This window comes from Paenibacillus sp. VTT E-133280 (assembly GCF_002264385.1).
In the GTDB taxonomy this organism is placed as follows: domain Bacteria; phylum Bacillota; class Bacilli; order Paenibacillales; family Paenibacillaceae; genus Paenibacillus_AQ; species Paenibacillus_AQ nitricinens.
In genome coordinates, this window is record NZ_NFUX01000103.1 from 1 (window position 1) to 17,566 (window position 17,566).

Annotated in this window: 15 protein-coding genes; 12 read left to right on the forward strand and 3 right to left on the reverse strand. The window is 41.8% G+C overall.

Translation table 11 applies throughout. The annotated features are described in order from the left end of the window. The first annotated feature begins 749 nt into the window (after positions 1-749). The 3 genes from CA600_RS31985 to CA600_RS28555 all read left to right on the forward strand — a co-directional run bounded on the left by CA600_RS31985 (position 750) and on the right by CA600_RS28555 (position 2,609). Positions 750-1,466, forward strand: a complete 717-nt coding sequence (locus CA600_RS31985; RefSeq protein ID WP_256990049.1) for an ATP-binding protein — start codon at positions 750-752, stop codon at positions 1,464-1,466. 125 nt (positions 1,467-1,591) lie between these two features. Continuing rightward, complete coding sequence (locus CA600_RS28550; protein ID WP_094874497.1) at positions 1,592-2,245, forward strand: YetF domain-containing protein; 654 nt, start codon at positions 1,592-1,594, stop codon at positions 2,243-2,245. A gap of 94 nt (positions 2,246-2,339) precedes the next feature. Further along, a complete protein-coding gene (locus CA600_RS28555; RefSeq protein WP_094874498.1) occupies positions 2,340-2,609 on the forward strand; it encodes a hypothetical protein in 270 nt (89 codons plus the stop codon). Between the two features lie 226 nt (positions 2,610-2,835). Here CA600_RS28555 and CA600_RS28565 read toward each other — a convergent pair whose 3' ends face one another. Both CA600_RS28565 and CA600_RS28570 read right to left on the reverse strand, forming a co-directional pair. Beyond that, a complete protein-coding gene (locus CA600_RS28565; protein ID WP_094874499.1) occupies positions 2,836-4,245 on the reverse strand; it encodes an MDR family MFS transporter in 1,410 nt (469 codons plus the stop codon). 87 nt (positions 4,246-4,332) lie between these two features. Beyond that, a complete protein-coding gene (locus tag CA600_RS28570; protein ID WP_094874500.1) occupies positions 4,333-4,758 on the reverse strand; it encodes a MarR family winged helix-turn-helix transcriptional regulator in 426 nt (141 codons plus the stop codon). Positions 4,759-4,963: 205 nt separating this feature from the next. On the opposite strand from CA600_RS28570, the gene CA600_RS28575 reads away from it, so the two are divergent. The 5 genes from CA600_RS28575 to CA600_RS28595 all read left to right on the forward strand — a co-directional run bounded on the left by CA600_RS28575 (position 4,964) and on the right by CA600_RS28595 (position 8,734). Next, entirely contained in the window at positions 4,964-5,479 is a 516-nt protein-coding gene (locus CA600_RS28575; RefSeq protein WP_094874501.1) for a CAP domain-containing protein, read from the forward strand. A 170-nt stretch (positions 5,480-5,649) separates the two neighbouring features. Continuing rightward, a complete protein-coding gene (locus tag CA600_RS28580) occupies positions 5,650-6,039 on the forward strand; it encodes a CAP domain-containing protein (RefSeq protein WP_094874502.1) in 390 nt (129 codons plus the stop codon). Continuing rightward, positions 6,036-6,866, forward strand: a complete 831-nt coding sequence (locus CA600_RS28585; RefSeq protein WP_094874503.1) for an AraC family transcriptional regulator — start codon at positions 6,036-6,038, stop codon at positions 6,864-6,866. Before CA600_RS28580 ends, CA600_RS28585 begins: the two co-directional genes overlap by 4 nt. A gap of 73 nt (positions 6,867-6,939) precedes the next feature. Then, entirely contained in the window at positions 6,940-8,169 is a 1,230-nt protein-coding gene (locus CA600_RS28590) for a multidrug efflux MFS transporter (protein ID WP_094874504.1), read from the forward strand. Beyond that, positions 8,141-8,734, forward strand: coding sequence for a hydrolase (locus CA600_RS28595; protein ID WP_094874505.1), 594 nt, complete (start codon positions 8,141-8,143; stop codon positions 8,732-8,734). The genes CA600_RS28590 and CA600_RS28595 overlap by 29 nt, the downstream gene beginning before the upstream one ends. A gap of 69 nt (positions 8,735-8,803) precedes the next feature. On the opposite strand, the gene CA600_RS28600 is transcribed toward CA600_RS28595, so the two are convergent. After that, entirely contained in the window at positions 8,804-9,616 is an 813-nt protein-coding gene (locus CA600_RS28600) for an undecaprenyl-diphosphate phosphatase (RefSeq protein ID WP_094874506.1), read from the reverse strand. Between the two features lie 411 nt (positions 9,617-10,027). Here CA600_RS28600 and CA600_RS28605 point away from each other — a divergent pair, with 411 nt between their 5' ends. From CA600_RS28605 to CA600_RS28620, 4 genes are all read left to right on the forward strand, one after another. Next, positions 10,028-10,459, forward strand: coding sequence for a GNAT family N-acetyltransferase (locus CA600_RS28605; protein ID WP_256990050.1), 432 nt, complete (start codon positions 10,028-10,030; stop codon positions 10,457-10,459). A 155-nt stretch (positions 10,460-10,614) separates the two neighbouring features. Further along, entirely contained in the window at positions 10,615-12,120 is a 1,506-nt protein-coding gene (locus tag CA600_RS28610) for a hypothetical protein (protein WP_143812219.1), read from the forward strand. 12 nt (positions 12,121-12,132) lie between these two features. Then, complete coding sequence (locus tag CA600_RS28615) at positions 12,133-12,891, forward strand: DUF6063 family protein (protein ID WP_094874508.1); 759 nt, start codon at positions 12,133-12,135, stop codon at positions 12,889-12,891. Next, positions 12,878-17,359: a hypothetical protein gene (locus CA600_RS28620; protein ID WP_094874509.1), complete on the forward strand. Its 4,482-nt coding sequence runs from the start codon at positions 12,878-12,880 to the stop codon at positions 17,357-17,359. Before CA600_RS28615 ends, CA600_RS28620 begins: the two co-directional genes overlap by 14 nt. Positions 17,360-17,566: the final 207 nt, after the last annotated feature.

Here is a 17,566-nt window from a genome sequence, read left to right on the forward strand (position 1 = left end):
ATGTATGCGAAAAACCGAATACAATGTGCCACCAGTAACGTAAACGAGCCAGCGCTCTGATTCACTCCAAGGACGCCGTCAGGTCCTTTTTTTATTATTTTAAAAATGGTTGAGAAATACATAGTTAATATGGGGAACTTTACTTATAATATTATTTTAGCGTATTTTTCCAGTGCGCTATCAAAACCTTTATTTTATGCAACACTAGGCTGAAAGGAAGTTATCCCTTGTTTGAGACTTTGCTTTTGAATTTCTTTTTTTTATTGTTTCCAATTGTAATTTTTCTGATTTTCTTTGAGAATCGAGCTTTTGCTTATAATAGTAAGATTCTGGTTCTTCTGTCGGCAGTAACGATGTGTCTCTGTATAGCCAAACCCTTTAAACTCGATATGGGTTTTATTTTTGATTTGAGATATGTCCCGTTTATTATTGTGGCTCTTTTTGGTGGATACAAGAACGTTCTACCGCTGTATATCCTTTTAAATATCTATCGATTTTATGTGGGGGGAGAGGGTACGTTACAATCCTTTCTTTTCGCCACTTCAATCCTAATCCTGGTCCCTCTATATAGTAAAAGGTTCTTAAAACTAGATTCGAAAAGTCGCATCATCGCGGCAACAATAATTTCTTTTCTGACGATGGGATTTTACCTAATTACACTAGGTTTTACACAGGGGAGTTTAAATCGGGAATATTGGTTTCTCACCTTAAATGCCTTTACGACCCATGTCGGGGTGATGTGTATCAATATGATCTTAATAGAAAAGATTATTACTAATATTAAGAATCGCGACCGAATTATGCAATCTGAAAGATTAAATGTTGTGAGCGAGTTAGCGGCAAGTGTATCACATGAAATCAGAAACCCGCTTACAGTGACCAGCGGTTTTTTACAGCTGTTGAATAAATCGAAGACGATCACAAGGGAGGAGAAACAGTACGTAGAATTATCTCTATTAGAATTACAGAGGGCTGAAAAAATCGTGAGTGACTATCTCTCATTTGCTAAGCCGCAATCCGATAATATGGTCTATTCCAACATGCAGCCAGAGTCAGAATATACTAAGAATATCATCATGCCTTATGCCACTATGCACAAAGTAGAGGTCAAATTTAGTTTTAATAATTCGCTATTTAAAAATTATGATCGCAATCAAATACAGCAATGTCTTATTAATCTTTATAAAAACGGAATCGAAGCCATGAAGGAAAAGGACGGTGGTACGCTGTTCATCGATATTTCGGAAAAAAAACAAAATATTATTATCAGTATTCGCGATACTGGCATTGGAATGACAAAGGAAGAAATATCGCGTCTCGGTAAACCGTATTATTCGACCAAAGCTGAAGGGACGGGACTAGGGATGCTTATGGTCTATAGTACCATTGATAAAGTGAAAGGCATTGTTGAAGTCGATAGTGAAAAAGGGAAAGGCACAACGTTCCTTATCACCATCCCAACATAACGGCAAGTTGCAGAGATTCTTGTTTGCTGTTTATCCCCCACTAGGAGTGTGTAATACCTTTCATGAATGGATTTCGTGTCATAAGGGCAACGACCCTGTGCGAAGTCCCATCTGGAGGTGCACCAATGGATATATTTGTAACTATAGGTGTTAAACTGATCATTAGCTTCTTTGGTTTGTGGATTATTACCTTTATTACTGGCCGCAAGACACTTAGCCAATTGACACCACTCGATTTCCTGTCATCATTGATTTTAAGTGAGATTGTAGGGAATACGATATACGATGATGAGGTGAAGGTCTGGCATCTGCTGTTTGCTCTATTTATCTGGACCGCTTTGTCTTATTTGTTTGAAAAGGCGACTACCCATTTTGTGAAGTTCGGGAACATGGCAGAAGGTCGGACAGTACTATTAATCGACGCTGGCAAAGTGAATCAGGATTTGATGGAGAAATACGATATTGAGTTTACCCAACTGCTGTTCATGCTGCGGCAACAAAATATTTTTTCGTTAAGTGAAGTAAAGTATGCTCTGCTCGAGACGAATGGTTCTCTGTCGGTTATGCGTAAGTCTGAAGATGAGCAGTCCTCTACTTTTTCCGTTACAGTTATTGATAAAGGTAGGGTACTGGAAGAGTCCATGCGGGGCAGGTCGATGAACAAGGAACAGATTCAGAAGCGGGTCATGGAGCAAGGCTATAAATACATTGAGGATGTTGCCTATGCTGAATTTAAAGAAGACGGAACGCTCTATATCATACCTAAAAACAAGTCATAAACCAACATGACGAGACGCTGGAGTCGGTAGACTCAAGTGTCTTTATTTGAAATTAGGAGTGTCTAGTTGATAATAAATTTTAATGGAGGTAAAGATGATTAGTTTAGGATTATGGATCTTAACCGTTCTAATTGTGCTAGTTGTTGTAATGTTTCACGTAGGAGCATTATTAGATTTTATCGAACCTAGCGTCCTGCAAACTCAGCTTTTTGGTCTTCACATCACATTGTTTGGAGTAGTTGTGATATTAGCCTACGAGGGTGGTCGTGGGTTAGGAGTTTTTATTGGATTAATTGGACTTTTTACGGGTATGTCGGGTTCTTTTAGAGATCCCTCTAAATCGGATGACAAAAGGAATATCTGACAGCCTACTTCTGATCGAACAGAGATATAATGACGCAAAAAAATGAGAGCTGGATAGTATTGAACAAGAGCAGAGGAACTGCTATTTATATGAAAAGGTAGGATATAAACGAACAGAAGAAACAAAGCAAGTAAACGATAAGTTAACTTTAGTATTTTATGAGAAATATATGGAATAAAATTTAGACAGCGGACAGCTTATGTCCACTGTCTTTTTTTGATGAAAATTAATGAACTTTAATACGCTTCACAAATAACGATAAAATCAATCCTATACCTGCAATCACTGCGATAAATATGTATGCATATGTAATTCCTGCGGTTAAAACTTCAGGCTGTGCAGCAGTTGGATGTGTGTTAGCGAATCGTGTTTGCCCGCTAGACATTAGTGTAACAGCGAACGTCGTACCAAGAGCACCTGCGATTTGTTGAAGTGTATTCATGACAGCAGCACCGTCCGGATAGTATTTCACGGGTAATTGATTTAAGCCATTGGTTTGAGCGGGCATAAAGACCATTGCTAATCCGATAAACATAGCGCAGTGTATTAAAATAAAGGTCAGGCTACTGGTTTCAGTAGAGTTGCTTGTGAATAGAAAACCTGCAATGGTTACGATGGAGAATCCAAGCGGCAGCAATAGCTTCGGGCCGAATTTATCAAATATTCTCCCAGTCACTGGAGCCATAGCTCCGTTAATCACACTGCCTGGAAGGAGTAAAATTCCTGCAGCTGTGGCGGATAACAATAAACCTCCTTTTAAATATAACGGTAATAAAATGGCAGAGGACAAAATGATCATCATTCCAAAGAAGACCATAATAAGACCTATTGTAAACATAGGATATTTAAACACTCTTAAATTTAGCATTGGCGTTTCCAATTTAAACTGTCGTAAAACAAACAGGATTAAGCTGATGACACCAACGATAAGAGGAAGATAGACAATGATTTCACTGATAGCATGGTCAGCGATGTTGCTAAATCCAAATACGATGCCACCAAATCCGAAAGTAGAAAGCAGGATGGATAAAATATCTATTTTAGGCTTAGAGATTTCGGCTACATTTTTGATGAATGTTAATCCGAATCCAAATGTAAATAATAATAAGGGAAAGCTTGTCCAAAAGATAAACTCCCAGCCCAAATGATCCACGATTAAACCAGATAAAGTTGGCCCGATGGCTGGTGCGCACATCGTCACTAGTCCCATCATTCCCATGACCGTTCCGCGTTTATGTGCAGGGAAGATAATTAGAATAATGTTCGTCATTAGGGGCAGCAATAAACCAGTTCCCAAAGCTTGCACTAAACGCGCAATTAATAAGGAGGTGAAATTAGGGGAGAGCGCAGCAATTAATGTACCGATGATAGATAACAGCAAGGAAGCTGTGAATAATTGTCTGGTGGTAAACCATTGCATTAATAGGGCGGATATAGGCACAAGGATTCCTAATACAAGTAAATATCCTGTGGTTAGCCATTGAACCGTTGAGGCGTTGATTGAAAATTCATCCATTAAGTTGGTAAAAGCCATATTTAAGGCGGTTTCACTAAATAGCCCAACGAATGCTCCTAGCATAAGTGAGAAGGCCATTAGGGCGGGACGTTTAACTTGAACAGCTGCTGTTGATTCCATGATAAGGATAAACCTCTTTTCAGAAATAGATTCGAATTATTTTTATGAAAAAGATGATATGTCAACTATTGAGCAAGGGAGATGCATTTATGCCTCTCTTACATTATTCTGCACACGGGTTAACAAAGTTGTTAGCGTGGAGTAATCTGCAGGTGATAATCCTGCCGCTATAATTTCGTTTAATTTGATCGTCACCTCATTGATTGTAGTCTCTAATTTCCTGCCTTCGTCTGTGACAAAAACATTTACCGACCGACGATCTTGCGTACTTGTTACTTTATGTATATATCCCTTGTTCTCTAAGCTAGCGATCATTCGGGCAACACTGGCTTTATCCTTCCCAAGTTGATTAGCAATCTCATTCTGAGATAGACCTTCTTTCTCAAGCAACAACGCCATAAGTAAATGTTGTTCAGGCGCAAGCCGAACGGGTGCAAGCAATTTTGTTAAATAATTGGCTATTTCTAAGTGTAAATCTCGAATAACTAAACCTAATCGGTCTTTGGAATCCATGTGATCTCTCCTAATTGAAATATAGATGATATATCAACTTTTATGATCTGTTTATATTAACATAAAGTAACTAATGCATGTCAAGTTAAAGAGAAATCAAGTACATAGGGTTAAGAAAATTTAAAGTAGAATTATAGATTTTAGTACAAGCGTGAAGACCTCTTCCACAATATATTGTTATAAATACATTGTAGGAGGGAAAATCATGAAGCAAAGAATATCTTCAATAAGAAGAGTCAAAAGTTCTTTGAGTAAAGGAATAAAAGCGAAACGTAGTCCCGTTACGAAAAGAGTAGGGCAGCCAAGGATTCATATAAGACAAGCTAACGCATTTGAGTTGCAAGTCTTTCGATTAGTCAACGAGGAACGGACAAGTAGAGGAATTGCTGCTTTAACTCTTAATTCTCGGCTTACTGATCTTGCAGTTTTGAAGTCAAGAGATATGAGGGATAATAATTATTTTAGCCATACCTCTCCAACTTATGGTACCCCCTCTCAAATGTTAGATCGATTTGGTGTAGCTTGGCGTGCTTATGGAGAAAATATTGCGGAAGGCCAAGCCACACCTGAAGCAGTAATGAGATCGTGGATGAATAGCCCTGGCCATAGAGCTAATATTTTGGATCCTCGCTTTACGGATATTGGGGTTGGTTATGTAGGAGGAACATCTACTAGTCGATATCAACATTATTGGACACAGCTGTTTATACAGAAACCATAAGAGATTTCAGAAAAGCCACTCTATAATGAAATACGCCTCTGATTGTTTGTCTGACCATCGAGGTGAAGTTCATTTACGGGGTGGTTTGTTTTGTATTTTTGACCTGTTTTACAGAAACCTTTCTGGATGAATGTCGTCTAACAAGATATGGAATTTTGAGGAGGGGAACTATGCGTAAAAAATGGATGCTTATAGGCGTCTTTCTGCTTATGGTAATCACTCCATTGATTGATATCACAAAGGTACAAGCTGCAAAAGTATGGTTTGACGGAACTAGTAGCGCGGAGCAACTAAAGGCACTAGCTTCGATTAATAAAATCCGGCAACAAATGGGGTTGGATGAAGTAAAACTTGATCCTGCCCTCGTTAAGGCGGCGATTAATCATGCTCGCTACGCTAATGTTAATTTTACGATAAAGACTGAAGGCGATTTATCTATAGAAGTGAAAGGTCGTGAGTTCTTTACCCAACAAACGCCTAAAAAGAATGAAACGTTCGGATATGACGTAGAATACGATCCGATCGAACGTTCGGCGGACATTTGGACAGGTCTTTTATGAATATAAATAATCTATTTTTCCACATACTATATTGTAATTACAGATACTTTAATGACCCCAAGAGAAATTGGAGTAAGCTCGTTAGAACCCTTCAACATCATGAACTTCTCTTAGTGACTGGAGGGAAGGGCAGCTTTATGATTGAGCGAAAACGGCATTCGTTTAAAGCTGGTATGTTATTCTATATTTCTCCAGATGTTAAGCATTCAATAGAGATAGAGGCTGAAGATCCCTTATGCTTTCTGTCCGTTCATTTTAACTACGCGAAGGTGAGCATGAACGAGGAGAAATGGGGAATTAGTGGTGATGTGGATTCCCTCCATTTGCAAGCTGTATCCGAATTGAAGGATTATTATCAAGTGGAAGATATCTTCAGACAAATGATTCAGAGCTGGAATACGAAGCTGCCAGGATATGAATTTGTAGCGAAGACTTTGTTACAGCAGCTTATTATTGCAATTGCTCAAAATACACAAAAACAAAGTCAAAATTACTCCACTTCATTAAAAGTGGAAAAAATTATTAATTATATGCATCAAAAGATCAATGAGAAAGTTAGCTTGAGCGAATTATCTGAGTTGGTACAGCTTTCACCTGCTTATTTATCACGAGCATTCAAAGAGATTACAGGTTATTCGATCATTGAGTTTTTTAATAAAATGAAAATTGATAAAGCGAAAGAGCTGATTCTTGAAGGAGACATTAAAATCAAAGCGGTTGCGCAAACCCTTGGATTTACGGATGAATTTTATTTCAGCAGAATTTTCAAAAGAATGACAGGCAACAGCCCTTCGGAATTTCAGAGCAAAAATGTCCATGGAGTTTAGAATAATGCATGGTATAGAGCCAATCTGACTGTTAATATGAGGTTGTTATTGTTAGCAGAAAGAAGGCTTTTTTATGTCCATGTGGAAAAGGAATTTGATCGTTTGCTGGTTTGGTATGTTTGTAACGGGTGTAGGTATGAGCCAGATTGCGCCAGTATTGCCACTTTACATTAAGCATCTTGGCGTGGATAATGCCGATTCCGTTGCTCAGTTTTCTGGTATTGCTTTTGGAATTACCTTTATCGTTTCAGCCATATTTTCACCCATTTGGGGGCTGGCGGCAGACAGGTTCGGACGGAAACCAATGCTTTTGCGGGCAAGTCTGGGGATGGCGATTGTGATCAGCTGCATGGGTTTTGCGCCTAATGTGTATGTATTAATTGCACTAAGATTATTACAGGGCACAATAACGGGTTATAGTACAGCTTGTACTACATTAATAGCAACTCAGACGGATAAGGAACATGCAGGATATGCTTTAGGAACTCTTTCAACAGCCAGTATTGCTGGAGCTTTGCTTGGCCCAACGATTGGTGGTTTCATTGCAGAGAGTCTGGGTTTACAAAGTTCATTTTTTGTTACGGGTGGACTGATGCTGGTTGCCTTCATTACAACGGCTTTGTTCGTGAAGGAATCTTTTCATCGTGAAGATAAAAAGACGCTAAGTATCAAGGAAGTCTGGAGCAGTGTTCCAGAGAAAAGCCTAACACTAACCTTGTTTGTGACCTTCTTTATTCTAACCGTAGCTTTATACTCTGTAGAACCGATCATTACGGTATATGTTACTCAGTTATCCAAGAGTGCTAGTCATGTGGCTCTGCTTGCTGGAATGACATTCTCTGCTTCAGGGTTGGCTAATATCATTGCTGCTCCACGACTTGGAAAGCTGTCTGACCGGATAGGGGCTCAAAAAGTCATATTAGTTGCGCTTATTGCGGCAGGACTTCTATTCATCCCACAAGCGTTTGTTCAGAATCCTTGGCAGTTAATGGGCCTTCGTTTTCTGCTAGGATTAGCTGCAGGCGGATTAATCCCTTCTGTGAATATTCTCGTTAAGAAAATCACACCGGACGCTCTTACAGGCAGAGTATTTGGCTTTAACATGTCGGCAGGTTATCTTGGCACCTTTGCAGGTTCGGTTCTAGGTGGGCAAGTGGCAGCCTGGTTTGGGATCCGGGATGTGTTTTTTGTGACGAGTGTTTTGCTATTGATCAATGCAGGTTGGGTGTATTTTAAAGTGTACAAAAAACTAAACTTAAATGGGAGAGAAGATCATGGAAGACTTGAAGAGATCAGAAACTGAAAGTATCGAAGCAAAGAAAACGGCACTGGTTGTAATCGACTTGCAGAATGGAATTATTCACAGTCCTAATAAGGCTCCGCACACAAGTACGCAGGTGGTTCAAAATGGGAGCAGCTTAGTTCAAGCTTTTACTGAAAAGGGTGCATTTGTAGTTCTTGTACGAGTATCCTCGTTAGATGGTCAAGATATGTTAAGACCTCATACAGATTTGAATATGAATGCAGCGTCCTTTCCAGAAGGCTGGGATACCTTAGTGCCTGAATTAGCTGGCTTCAAAAACGCACATGTGATTACTAAACGTCAATGGGGTGCCTTTTTCGGAACGGATCTTGATTTGCAGTTACGGCGCCGTGGGATAGATACGATTGTATTGTGTGGTGTGTCCACATCCATCGGTGTAGATACGACAGCTAGAGAAGCTTATCAGCTTGGATACAATCAAGTTTTTGTGGAAGATGCAATGACTGCTTCTACGAAAGAAGAGCATGACTATGTGTGTAAAACCATTTTCCCTAGGATCGGCAAGATTCGGTCGAGTGGGGAAGTAATATCCCTGTTAAAATAGGTTGAAAAGCCCTCATGCTCTCTGTAATCCCAGAGATGGTCATGAGGGCTTTTGTTTGAAATCACGTACTTACATGAAGATCAGGAGTAGTATCCCAGCCAAGAAGCAGTAATAAGAGAAGTACTTCAAATTACCTTTAGCCATAATCCCCATAAACCAGCGCATAGAAAAATACGTGACGATTAGTGTAGTGATAAATGCAATGAAGTATGGAATTGCTAGTTGCGCCCGGTTTGGGTCATGGGCAATATCAGATGCACCCATAACAAGTCCGCCCAGACTGATCGGTATATACAGCATAAAAGAAAAGCGTAAAGCAGTTTCTTGCTTCATCCCCATAGCGATGGAAGAGATGACCGTTGCGCCTGAGCGACTTATCCCAGGAATAAGAGCTACAGCTTGGGCAAGTCCGACTATGACTGCATCCTTCGTTTTCAAGTCCCCATCTTGTTTACGGCCGCGAAGATTACGAATTAACCATAAAGCAACCCCAGTTACCAGCAAGGCGATGGACACGGTGTGTACAGACGAGAAAATCTCCTCGATTTGGTCCTTAAAGAACAAGGCTAAGATAACTGCAGGCATGGTGCCAATGATAATGTACAAAGAGAACATAAAATCTGACTTATATTCCTCTTTGCGGGTCAGAATAAATTGAATGAATCCAGTGATCAATCTTCCGATATCTTTGCGGAAAATAAAGCAAATCGCAATTAGAGAAGCCGTATTTGTTAGGATTTCAAATGATAGCCCATTCTGTTTTAAGCCTAGCAATTTCTGCGCGATGATCAAATGACCGCTAGAGGATACGGGGATTGGCTCAGTTGCCCCCTGAACAAATCCTAGTAACAAGTATTTAAGCCACAGTATAATATCTTCCATTTTTCCTCCCAGTATTTTTATAATCTTTTTAATCATAGCGCATTCAATGAAGAAATGACAATAGAACCATCGTGCCATATCGAAGTTCATCCCTTTAAATGAGGACTTGACTGAACCAGTTATAATATTCTTGAATGGCTTGTTCACTAACCGAGCCTATCGCGAAAGTAAACTAAATGAGGTGGAACTATTTGTAGTTCATTAATTAAAATTCATCGGCAGGACATTCCGAAAGCCGCCAGCGTTCTGGCAGAAGCCTTCGCAAAGAATGATCCACTATATCAGCATATTTTGCCTGATGAAACAACAAGACTCCGCGTATTAAACATTTTTTTTCATCGTTATATTGAGATGTTATATCCTTATTCGGATGTTCTAACGACGTCAACTAATTATGAAGCTGTTGCCTTGGTGTTCCATTCGGAGCGTCAGAGCGGGACATTGATTTCGAACGTCAACTATATGAAACAAATTGGACTTGCGATTCTCAAGTGTTTACCGATTTGCCGAATCATTGGTGTGCGAGGATTTATTCGAGGACTAACTACTCTGCGTAGTATGAGTTCCTTATGGTTATCGATGTTTGGAGATCAGAAGTATATGCATTTGGATATGCTTGTTGTGCAAGAACGTTACCGTGGGCAAGGATATGTATCAAAGATTATGATGGCGCTGCTCGCCGAATGCCGTAAGAAGAATGCATTATGTACATTAGAGACACAGACGCCAAGCAATCTTCCCATCTATGAGCATTATCAGTTCCGCACGGTTAAGGTCATCCCCTTGCCCAACAGTACACTAGAGCAATATTGTATGGTATGTACTCCAGATTCTGCGGAGTAGAAATGCGTGGATAGAATCTATGATTTTGTTTAACAAAAAATAGCATAACTTTCGAAGGATTGATATAATAGAAACATATATTCGCGTACTTTAGAACCCTATACGGATGTATACGGGTTTTATTTTTATTTGGTGAGGGTGAGGTTAACAGAAAGATGAATTGGTCGGATTTTGGTGAACGAAACAAACGATTGAATCCCCTATGGAACTTGGGGGCTGGCATGAACCTTGGTGAAATCCAACCTTACAAAGAGATGGTGTCTTTAAGTGTTCTGTTGCAAGTCTATTATTTAGAGCTAGAATCCAATGAGAGAAGAGCTAAGGAAGATATTATAGCCCTGGCTTGGACTGCGTTGCAACGCTTTAATATCGCGAATCTCGGGACTACCGAATCCGTAGAACGTTTAGTGGACGGCCTGCTCTGGAGCGGAAATGGTGGGGATTTCGAATCCTATTATTATGATGATGCGGCTCGGCAAATGGCTGTGCAGAAATATAAGTATTTCATGGTGGATGAGGATGCGACCCGCAGCAGCTGGGAAGAGAGCGGCAGAACAATCTATCGTCTCTCTGAGTATGCCATGGAGCTCATTTTTATGAGTCATGAGATTATTGAAGAGTTCCAGATCAGCATTAAGCTGCTGGAGATTCAGATGCATATTAAGCATGGTCGTGTGACACGGGCGCTACAGGATGTGAATGAACTTATTTCCCGGGTCCGGAAAATGACCCATGAGCAGCAGGAATACCGGAATGCATTGCGCCGTAATCCGAAGCATATTTTTAGTGAATTCGGAGTGGCTCGGCATCAGCGACTCGAAGAGATTCATCAGCAGTTCGATGAAGAACGTAAGCATTTTGATAATATTCATCGTTCACTGGCCCGGCTAGCCAATGACGAGAAAGATGTGATCGACTTCAATGAGATTCGTATTCTTTCTGAACGGGTCGAACTTTCTAGGCGTGTGCACGATGAACTGGCTGAGGTAGTTCTGAATATTTTTGAGGTAGAGACCAATTTAAGATTGAACTTCCCTGAATTATTCTGGGGAGCTTCCGGCTTTAACTTCCGTACTCATGTATGGGAGGAATGGGTGAAAGATGAAGGCCTGCCAAGCGGCGATAGTCTTGAATTGCTGCTCAGCGGACTGTTCGCTCCGAATCAGGATTTCGTCTATCCGCTTCCCTGGGCTTGGGAGGAACAAGAGGTTGGTTTTATTCCAGATGTAGTGATGGATGAACTTGAAGATGAGTTGGAGGCTGAGGCAGTTCAATATATTCCTAAAGGGATTCCGTGGACGGAAGTCGTTGCATTGTGGAAGCCTGTGTTCAATGCGCTAGCTCAGCAAGGGAGCTTTACATTCACTGCGGATGCTTTTACCGCAGAGGAATTAACTAGATGGGCACGTACACCAGATGCTGTCGATCTATGGGTGCAGTTTTTTCATTCAGAGATTGTTGTACAGGAACAGGCCCCGGAGAACAGCAATGGATCCGATGAATGCCAGTTACTAATCCGGTATGTACTTGCGGATGATCCTCAACTGGAGGACTTGCGCGGCAAGCTGCTGCGGACGAGCATTGCTCCAGAGCCAACCCCATGGGTACGCTGGTCTGGTCTAGATATGAGTCCTTATACTATTACGATCGTGGAGAGGTGAGAAGGTACTAGCATGAGTTATACATTAGAACAGGTACAGCAAGCATCACGGCTATTTTTTGAATTACTTCGTAAAAAAGTAATCCCTCTCGATGATCCGGCGGCGGCAGAATGCCTTCAGGATGCAGGAACCTATGATGCACTACAATATGTTGCTAAGGAAGCAGGCTGCCGAGTGATGAATTCCGGGCACCGTCTCCATTTGCTGGTCAATCCACTCGGGTCAGTGTTCGCTACCAACTTCACCCAGTTGAAGAACAAATATTCACGAATTGAGCGCAAAACTCATTTACATATCATTAATATCATTATCCTTGTTTTTCTGGCTGAGATGGACCAGGACGAAACTCACTTTAAGTCTGGGCAAGACAGTATGTCCTACATACAGATATCTGATCAGGTGTCCTCTCTCTTTCAAGCGTGGATGCAGATGGATGCTGAAGGTCGGTTTAGCCAGCAGTGGCAATTGGATATCCAAGCGATGTCTAAAGTGTGGACCAACCTTTATATGCAAACTAAGAGTCAGGAAGAAAGTGATCTTCTGACAAGAGGGGCAGGCTCACGTATTGGGCTGATCCATGAAGGCATGAAACTCCTGGAAGAGGAGAAGCTTGTGTTCATTTCGGAGTCAGAGAAGCGGATATTCCCGCGGGAAGAGCTTTACGAAAGAATGCGGTATTTATATCATGATGTCGACCGGTATCAGGAATTAAAGAAACTCATCGGACGAACTTTAGCTGAGAAAGACGGTGCTACTTATGCCGCGGATTGAACGCATACGGATAACAGGGCTTAAATACGAGAAGATGCTCAAGAAGTATGATGATATGATTCTGGACCTCTGTAACGAAGAGGGACCATCCAACACGCTGATTACTCTTATGAATGGTGGCGGGAAAGGCGTCCTGCTGCAATCCATATTTCAGTTATTAATGCCCAAAACACCATGGGGAAAAGACAGTGAGAACCAGGTGGAAGCATTTTTTCATAACCATAAAAAACAACTTAAACCCTATACCTTTCACATAGCGATCGAATGGCGTCTCGACAACACTGAGCGTAATGTGTATATGACGACGGGTATAGCTATGACCGCACATAACTCGCTGGATCAGCAGGATATTAAAGTGGATTACCTGCTGTATGCACTTACTGATTATGGCGAAACGTCTGAACTTACCCTTTCGACGCTGCCGCTTTTTGATGAAGAGACTGCTGAACCTACGAGTTTTGAAACGATCCAGCAATTTGTGCGAGATCGACGGGGGGAGATTGTACCTTTCGGTAGCCATAGCTCGGATTTAAAAAGATATTATGATTTCCTGGCTACCCGGGATATCCATATCGCTGAGTGGCGCAATATGCGGCGAATCAATGGGGAAGAGGGTGGTATCAAAGGTTATTTCAAAAAGAATGATGCCTTTACCAACCATAACTTATTCGAAAAGCTTATTATTCCTGAGATCGGCTCCAGTCTGAATGAGTCACCGCGAGAAGAAGACAATACGCTGCAACGGATGTTTATCGATACGGCGACAGTAGCTCAGCGCCTACCGATGCTTGAACAGCGGGAACAAGTCTACACAGAGTTTCTTGGAATGACAGCACCTTTATACGAGCTGGTGAAGCTAGGAGTAGAGGCAGAGAGCACTGTTCAAGAAACGGAACTACGTGGACGTCAGATCTATACGGTTATCCATGAAGAGTTGAGGAATGCGGAGGAAGAGCGAAGTAAGGTTGCTAATGAACTGGCTGGGCGTTATCAGGAATCGAAGCAATTGCGATTTGAGACGGACAATCTCAAGTATTTACGCAGCAAGGAAGAAATGGAACTGAAACAGGAAGAGTTTAACAAGCTCAGTGATCATCAGAGACGGGCACGTGGACGACTGGACGATTCCAAGGTTCAGGAGAAGAAGCTAGAAGTGGCTCATTTCTTGGCCAAACGTATGCTCCATACACGACAAATTGAGCAGTGGCAGAAAGAGATTCAAGCGATTGAAGGTTCTCTGGAGATGAAAGAACGTCAAGAGGTCATTCAGGCTGCCAAGGAAAAGCTTCGGAAACAATGGGATGTGGTATTCATCCTCTGGGAACAAACGATCAGAGGGTTTGGAACCGCGGAGCGAGCTCTGTCGACTGAAGAAAAAGGACTGCGTAAGGAGCGGGAGAGCTTCTTGCTGGAGTTAGCAGGCCTCGATATCCAGATTAATGAATTGACGTTATCTATTCGGCAATATTCAGAAGAGCTCGGAGCATTCGCAGCCCAGCATGGTCAGGAAGCTGCCCATGCTTCGGTAGCGGCGCTTCAACGTACAATTTCAGCTGCCAAAACGATACTTCTGGATATGGAAGCATTAGAGGAACAGCAAAAAGAGGCTGAGAATCAAAAGCTGACATTGCATAAGAATCATGCCGAGCTTAGCGAGAAACATCGTTCTTATGAACGTGAGGCAGACGAGCTTGGGGCACTGCTTGATACACAGACCTATAAGGAATCACAGTTATGGTCACAGATTGTTGTGCTGCTGGAAATGTTTAATGAACATAATCGTTTGGGAGCTACTGGCCTTTTTGAAGAAAAAGATGCTATTCAACTACGATTTATCCGAAAAATGGATGAAGTGGAGCAGCAAACGAAACGTTCCAGACGGGATTACTACAATCAGCTCATGGACGTGGAGCTTCAGAATCAATCCTACTGGCTGCCGAATTCAGATATTCTGGCGGTCAAGGATACACTTGATTCGCTTAAGATTCAATCCACACCGGGCAGTTCCTATTTAAATGATCGCCCATACCTTGAACGTGAGGAAGAGCTGGAGCGCCATCCACTCCTTCCTTATAGCCTCATTGTAACTCGTCGCGAAGCTGATAAAATCAAGCCGGATCTGCTAAAGGATACACTGTTGAAATCAGCGGTGCCGATTTTTATCCGTGAAGAGATGGCAGCTTCAGATCAAGTATCATTTAACCTTTTTGCGAACCAAGGGCCACAAATGGTACTGGAACCAGACCGTTTCTTTAACTTTAAGAGCGGTATTCAAGCGAAGCTTAAGGAGCAAGAACAAGTGCTTCAGGATGCGGAGGCTTATTTATCGAAGCTGAAATCTGTGCGTCAGGAATATGAGCGGTTATATCAAACAGAGAACACTGTGACGATTACAGCCAAACGCAATACCCTTATGAAATTGCAAAGTGAGCTTCAGCAGAGCCTTATCAATCTGGACAACGAGATAGATGAGAACGAGGGTATACTTGCTCGGATCGGTCGGGAACTTATCGAGAATAAAGCGCTTAGTGCAGAACAGGAGCAGAGAGCAGCAGCATTGCAAGGTTGGATTGAACGTTCGAAGAAACATGAACAGGATCAAAAGGAGAAGAAAAAGTATACAGATCGTAAGAGTTTAGTGAGCAAAGAGCTTGCGAGTAAGGACAAGCAACTCGAGCATCTTGAAGCGCAAATGGTAAGCCTTGGCGGAGAACGTGAGAAATGGACGGGAGATGCCAAATATGCTCTATTTCCTAGACTGCAGCATTGGTTTCCTGAGATTGTATTTCCGACATATCACCAGCTTTCAGATGATGTGGAAGTCACATCAATTGATCCCGTAGAACAGAATCTTCTGTTGCAGCAGCTTAGTACTGTTGAAAGCCTGCAGCAATCACTGACGGAGAATGAGCTTGAAATTCGAACAAGAGCCGCCCAGATCAAAGCGGCAAGCGAGAATCTAACCGAGCTTGAAGCCAGCTTGAATCAAGTGGATGAGCATTGGCGGAAGGTGACAGAACCTGCTGAATCTACCGAATCCATTATGGCTGCAAGAAACCGTCAAAAGTCGGAAACTGCTTCACTGGAAGAAGACTATCAGATGATTCACGACTCTTTCATCCGCTGCCAGACCGAATTGGAGAATCTGCAGAAGGAATTGCGCAAAGTAGAAAAGAGTATCAAAGAGAAACATGAGCGTGCCGTGGAAATTTGGAATGAGCTACTCGAGCAAAAAGAGGCGGACATTCAGGAACGTATCCAAGAGAATGAGCTCATGCTTAATCAGTGTAAACGATCTTTGGATCGAATGGATGCGCTCATTCAGACGTTATCCAATCAAATCAAGATCATGAATGCACATATTGAGGATCGGGTTAATCTACGGACTGTGCCAGAAGAATTAATGCTGAGCGTTAGAGAAAGCTGTGAGTCTCTTGTTGCTGACTGGCTTCTTCGCATTAAGGATAGCCGCATTAGACGGGACGAGGTCTCTAGAAAGGTGAAGGAAGAGAAAAATTCATTAACCGAAAAACTCGCTAAGAATGAACGGAATTCAGAACTGGAGACCAAGATTCTAGATCGTTTAAATACGGTTCATTGGGATAACTTCGCGATTGCTCAGCAAGTCCTAGATTCGATGTTACGTAGTTCACGTGATCAGATTGAGAGCATCCAAAGCGATAAGGAAGAGATGGGTCTGTCCCGCAAAATGTGGGTAGCCCGGGCTTCTTATCGTGTAGTACAAATCATTGATATTATGAAACGAATGGAACGTCGGATGATTATTCATAATGAGAATAATTATGCCTTCCCGCTGGTACGCCTGAATTATAAAAATATCAATGTACCGAGAACAAGCGATGAGGTAGAGCCGATGGTGAGCGACTATTTCAATCGGTGTATCCATGAATTGCTTTCAAAATATCCGAAGATTGAACAGGTACCAACACTTATAATCAAAGAGGTTATCAATGACGGACGAATCGTCTATGCGGCGCTTCAGAATCGCTTTCCGATTCTTCAGGTATATAAACCGGTAACGGAAAATTACTTCCTCTACGCCGCTCCGGAAGACTACCATTATTCCGACTGGGAAATCATCAATCGGGGTGCGCTGGATGAGGCTGTCGGCAGTGGCGGACAGCGCCAATCGGTACAACTGTTGGTAGCAATGATGATCATGACACATAAACGTGTAAATCGTGAGAACAAAGGGTGGACGGTCTTTTTATATGACAATCCATTTGGAGAAATGGTTTCAAATAACGTGCTTGATCCTGTATTTGAAATTTCTAAGGCGCTCAAATTTCAGTGGTTGATTGTTACGCCACCGGAGCTAGTGAAGAATGACGTCAGCGTTCGCTTTGGTGTGTATTGGCAGCTCTATTTCGGGGGTGTCAAAGGGGACATGTTAGAATCCACCCTAGTCAAGGGAGGAAGAAAGCTCATTCCTGTTTCGCTTTTTTGATCAGCAGCGTTTACCAGCGTCCATAATGAAAGAAGCTCTAGTAGCATAATGCTGGAGCTTCTTTTTCGTTATACATTATACTTATCTTTCTCGCTTATAACGTTTACCGACCTTAAAGGACGCCGAAGGCGTATATGCTTACTATAATAGAATTAATAAAATTTCGAGACTGCGGAGAAATGTATGCGAAAAACCGAATACAATGTG

Bases quoted from the DNA above. Each gene is read 5' to 3' on its own strand.
- CA600_RS31985 (WP_256990049.1), top strand. From the start codon at position 750: ATGATCTTAATAGAAAAGATTATTACTAATATTAAGAATCGCGACCGA.
- CA600_RS28550 (WP_094874497.1), top strand. From the start codon at position 1,592: ATGGATATATTTGTAACTATAGGTGTTAAACTGATCATTAGCTTCTTT.
- CA600_RS28555 (WP_094874498.1), top strand. From the start codon at position 2,340: ATGATTAGTTTAGGATTATGGATCTTAACCGTTCTAATTGTGCTAGTT.
- CA600_RS28565 (WP_094874499.1), bottom strand. From the start codon at position 4,245: ATGGAATCAACAGCAGCTGTTCAAGTTAAACGTCCCGCCCTAATGGCC.
- CA600_RS28570 (WP_094874500.1), bottom strand. From the start codon at position 4,758: ATGGATTCCAAAGACCGATTAGGTTTAGTTATTCGAGATTTACACTTA.
- CA600_RS28575 (WP_094874501.1), top strand. From the start codon at position 4,964: ATGAAGCAAAGAATATCTTCAATAAGAAGAGTCAAAAGTTCTTTGAGT.
- CA600_RS28580 (WP_094874502.1), top strand. From the start codon at position 5,650: ATGCGTAAAAAATGGATGCTTATAGGCGTCTTTCTGCTTATGGTAATC.
- CA600_RS28585 (WP_094874503.1), top strand. From the start codon at position 6,036: ATGAATATAAATAATCTATTTTTCCACATACTATATTGTAATTACAGA.
- CA600_RS28590 (WP_094874504.1), top strand. From the start codon at position 6,940: ATGTCCATGTGGAAAAGGAATTTGATCGTTTGCTGGTTTGGTATGTTT.
- CA600_RS28595 (WP_094874505.1), top strand. From the start codon at position 8,141: ATGGAAGACTTGAAGAGATCAGAAACTGAAAGTATCGAAGCAAAGAAA.
- CA600_RS28600 (WP_094874506.1), bottom strand. From the start codon at position 9,616: ATGGAAGATATTATACTGTGGCTTAAATACTTGTTACTAGGATTTGTT.
- CA600_RS28610 (WP_143812219.1), top strand. From the start codon at position 10,615: ATGAATTGGTCGGATTTTGGTGAACGAAACAAACGATTGAATCCCCTA.
- CA600_RS28615 (WP_094874508.1), top strand. From the start codon at position 12,133: ATGAGTTATACATTAGAACAGGTACAGCAAGCATCACGGCTATTTTTT.
- CA600_RS28620 (WP_094874509.1), top strand. From the start codon at position 12,878: ATGCCGCGGATTGAACGCATACGGATAACAGGGCTTAAATACGAGAAG.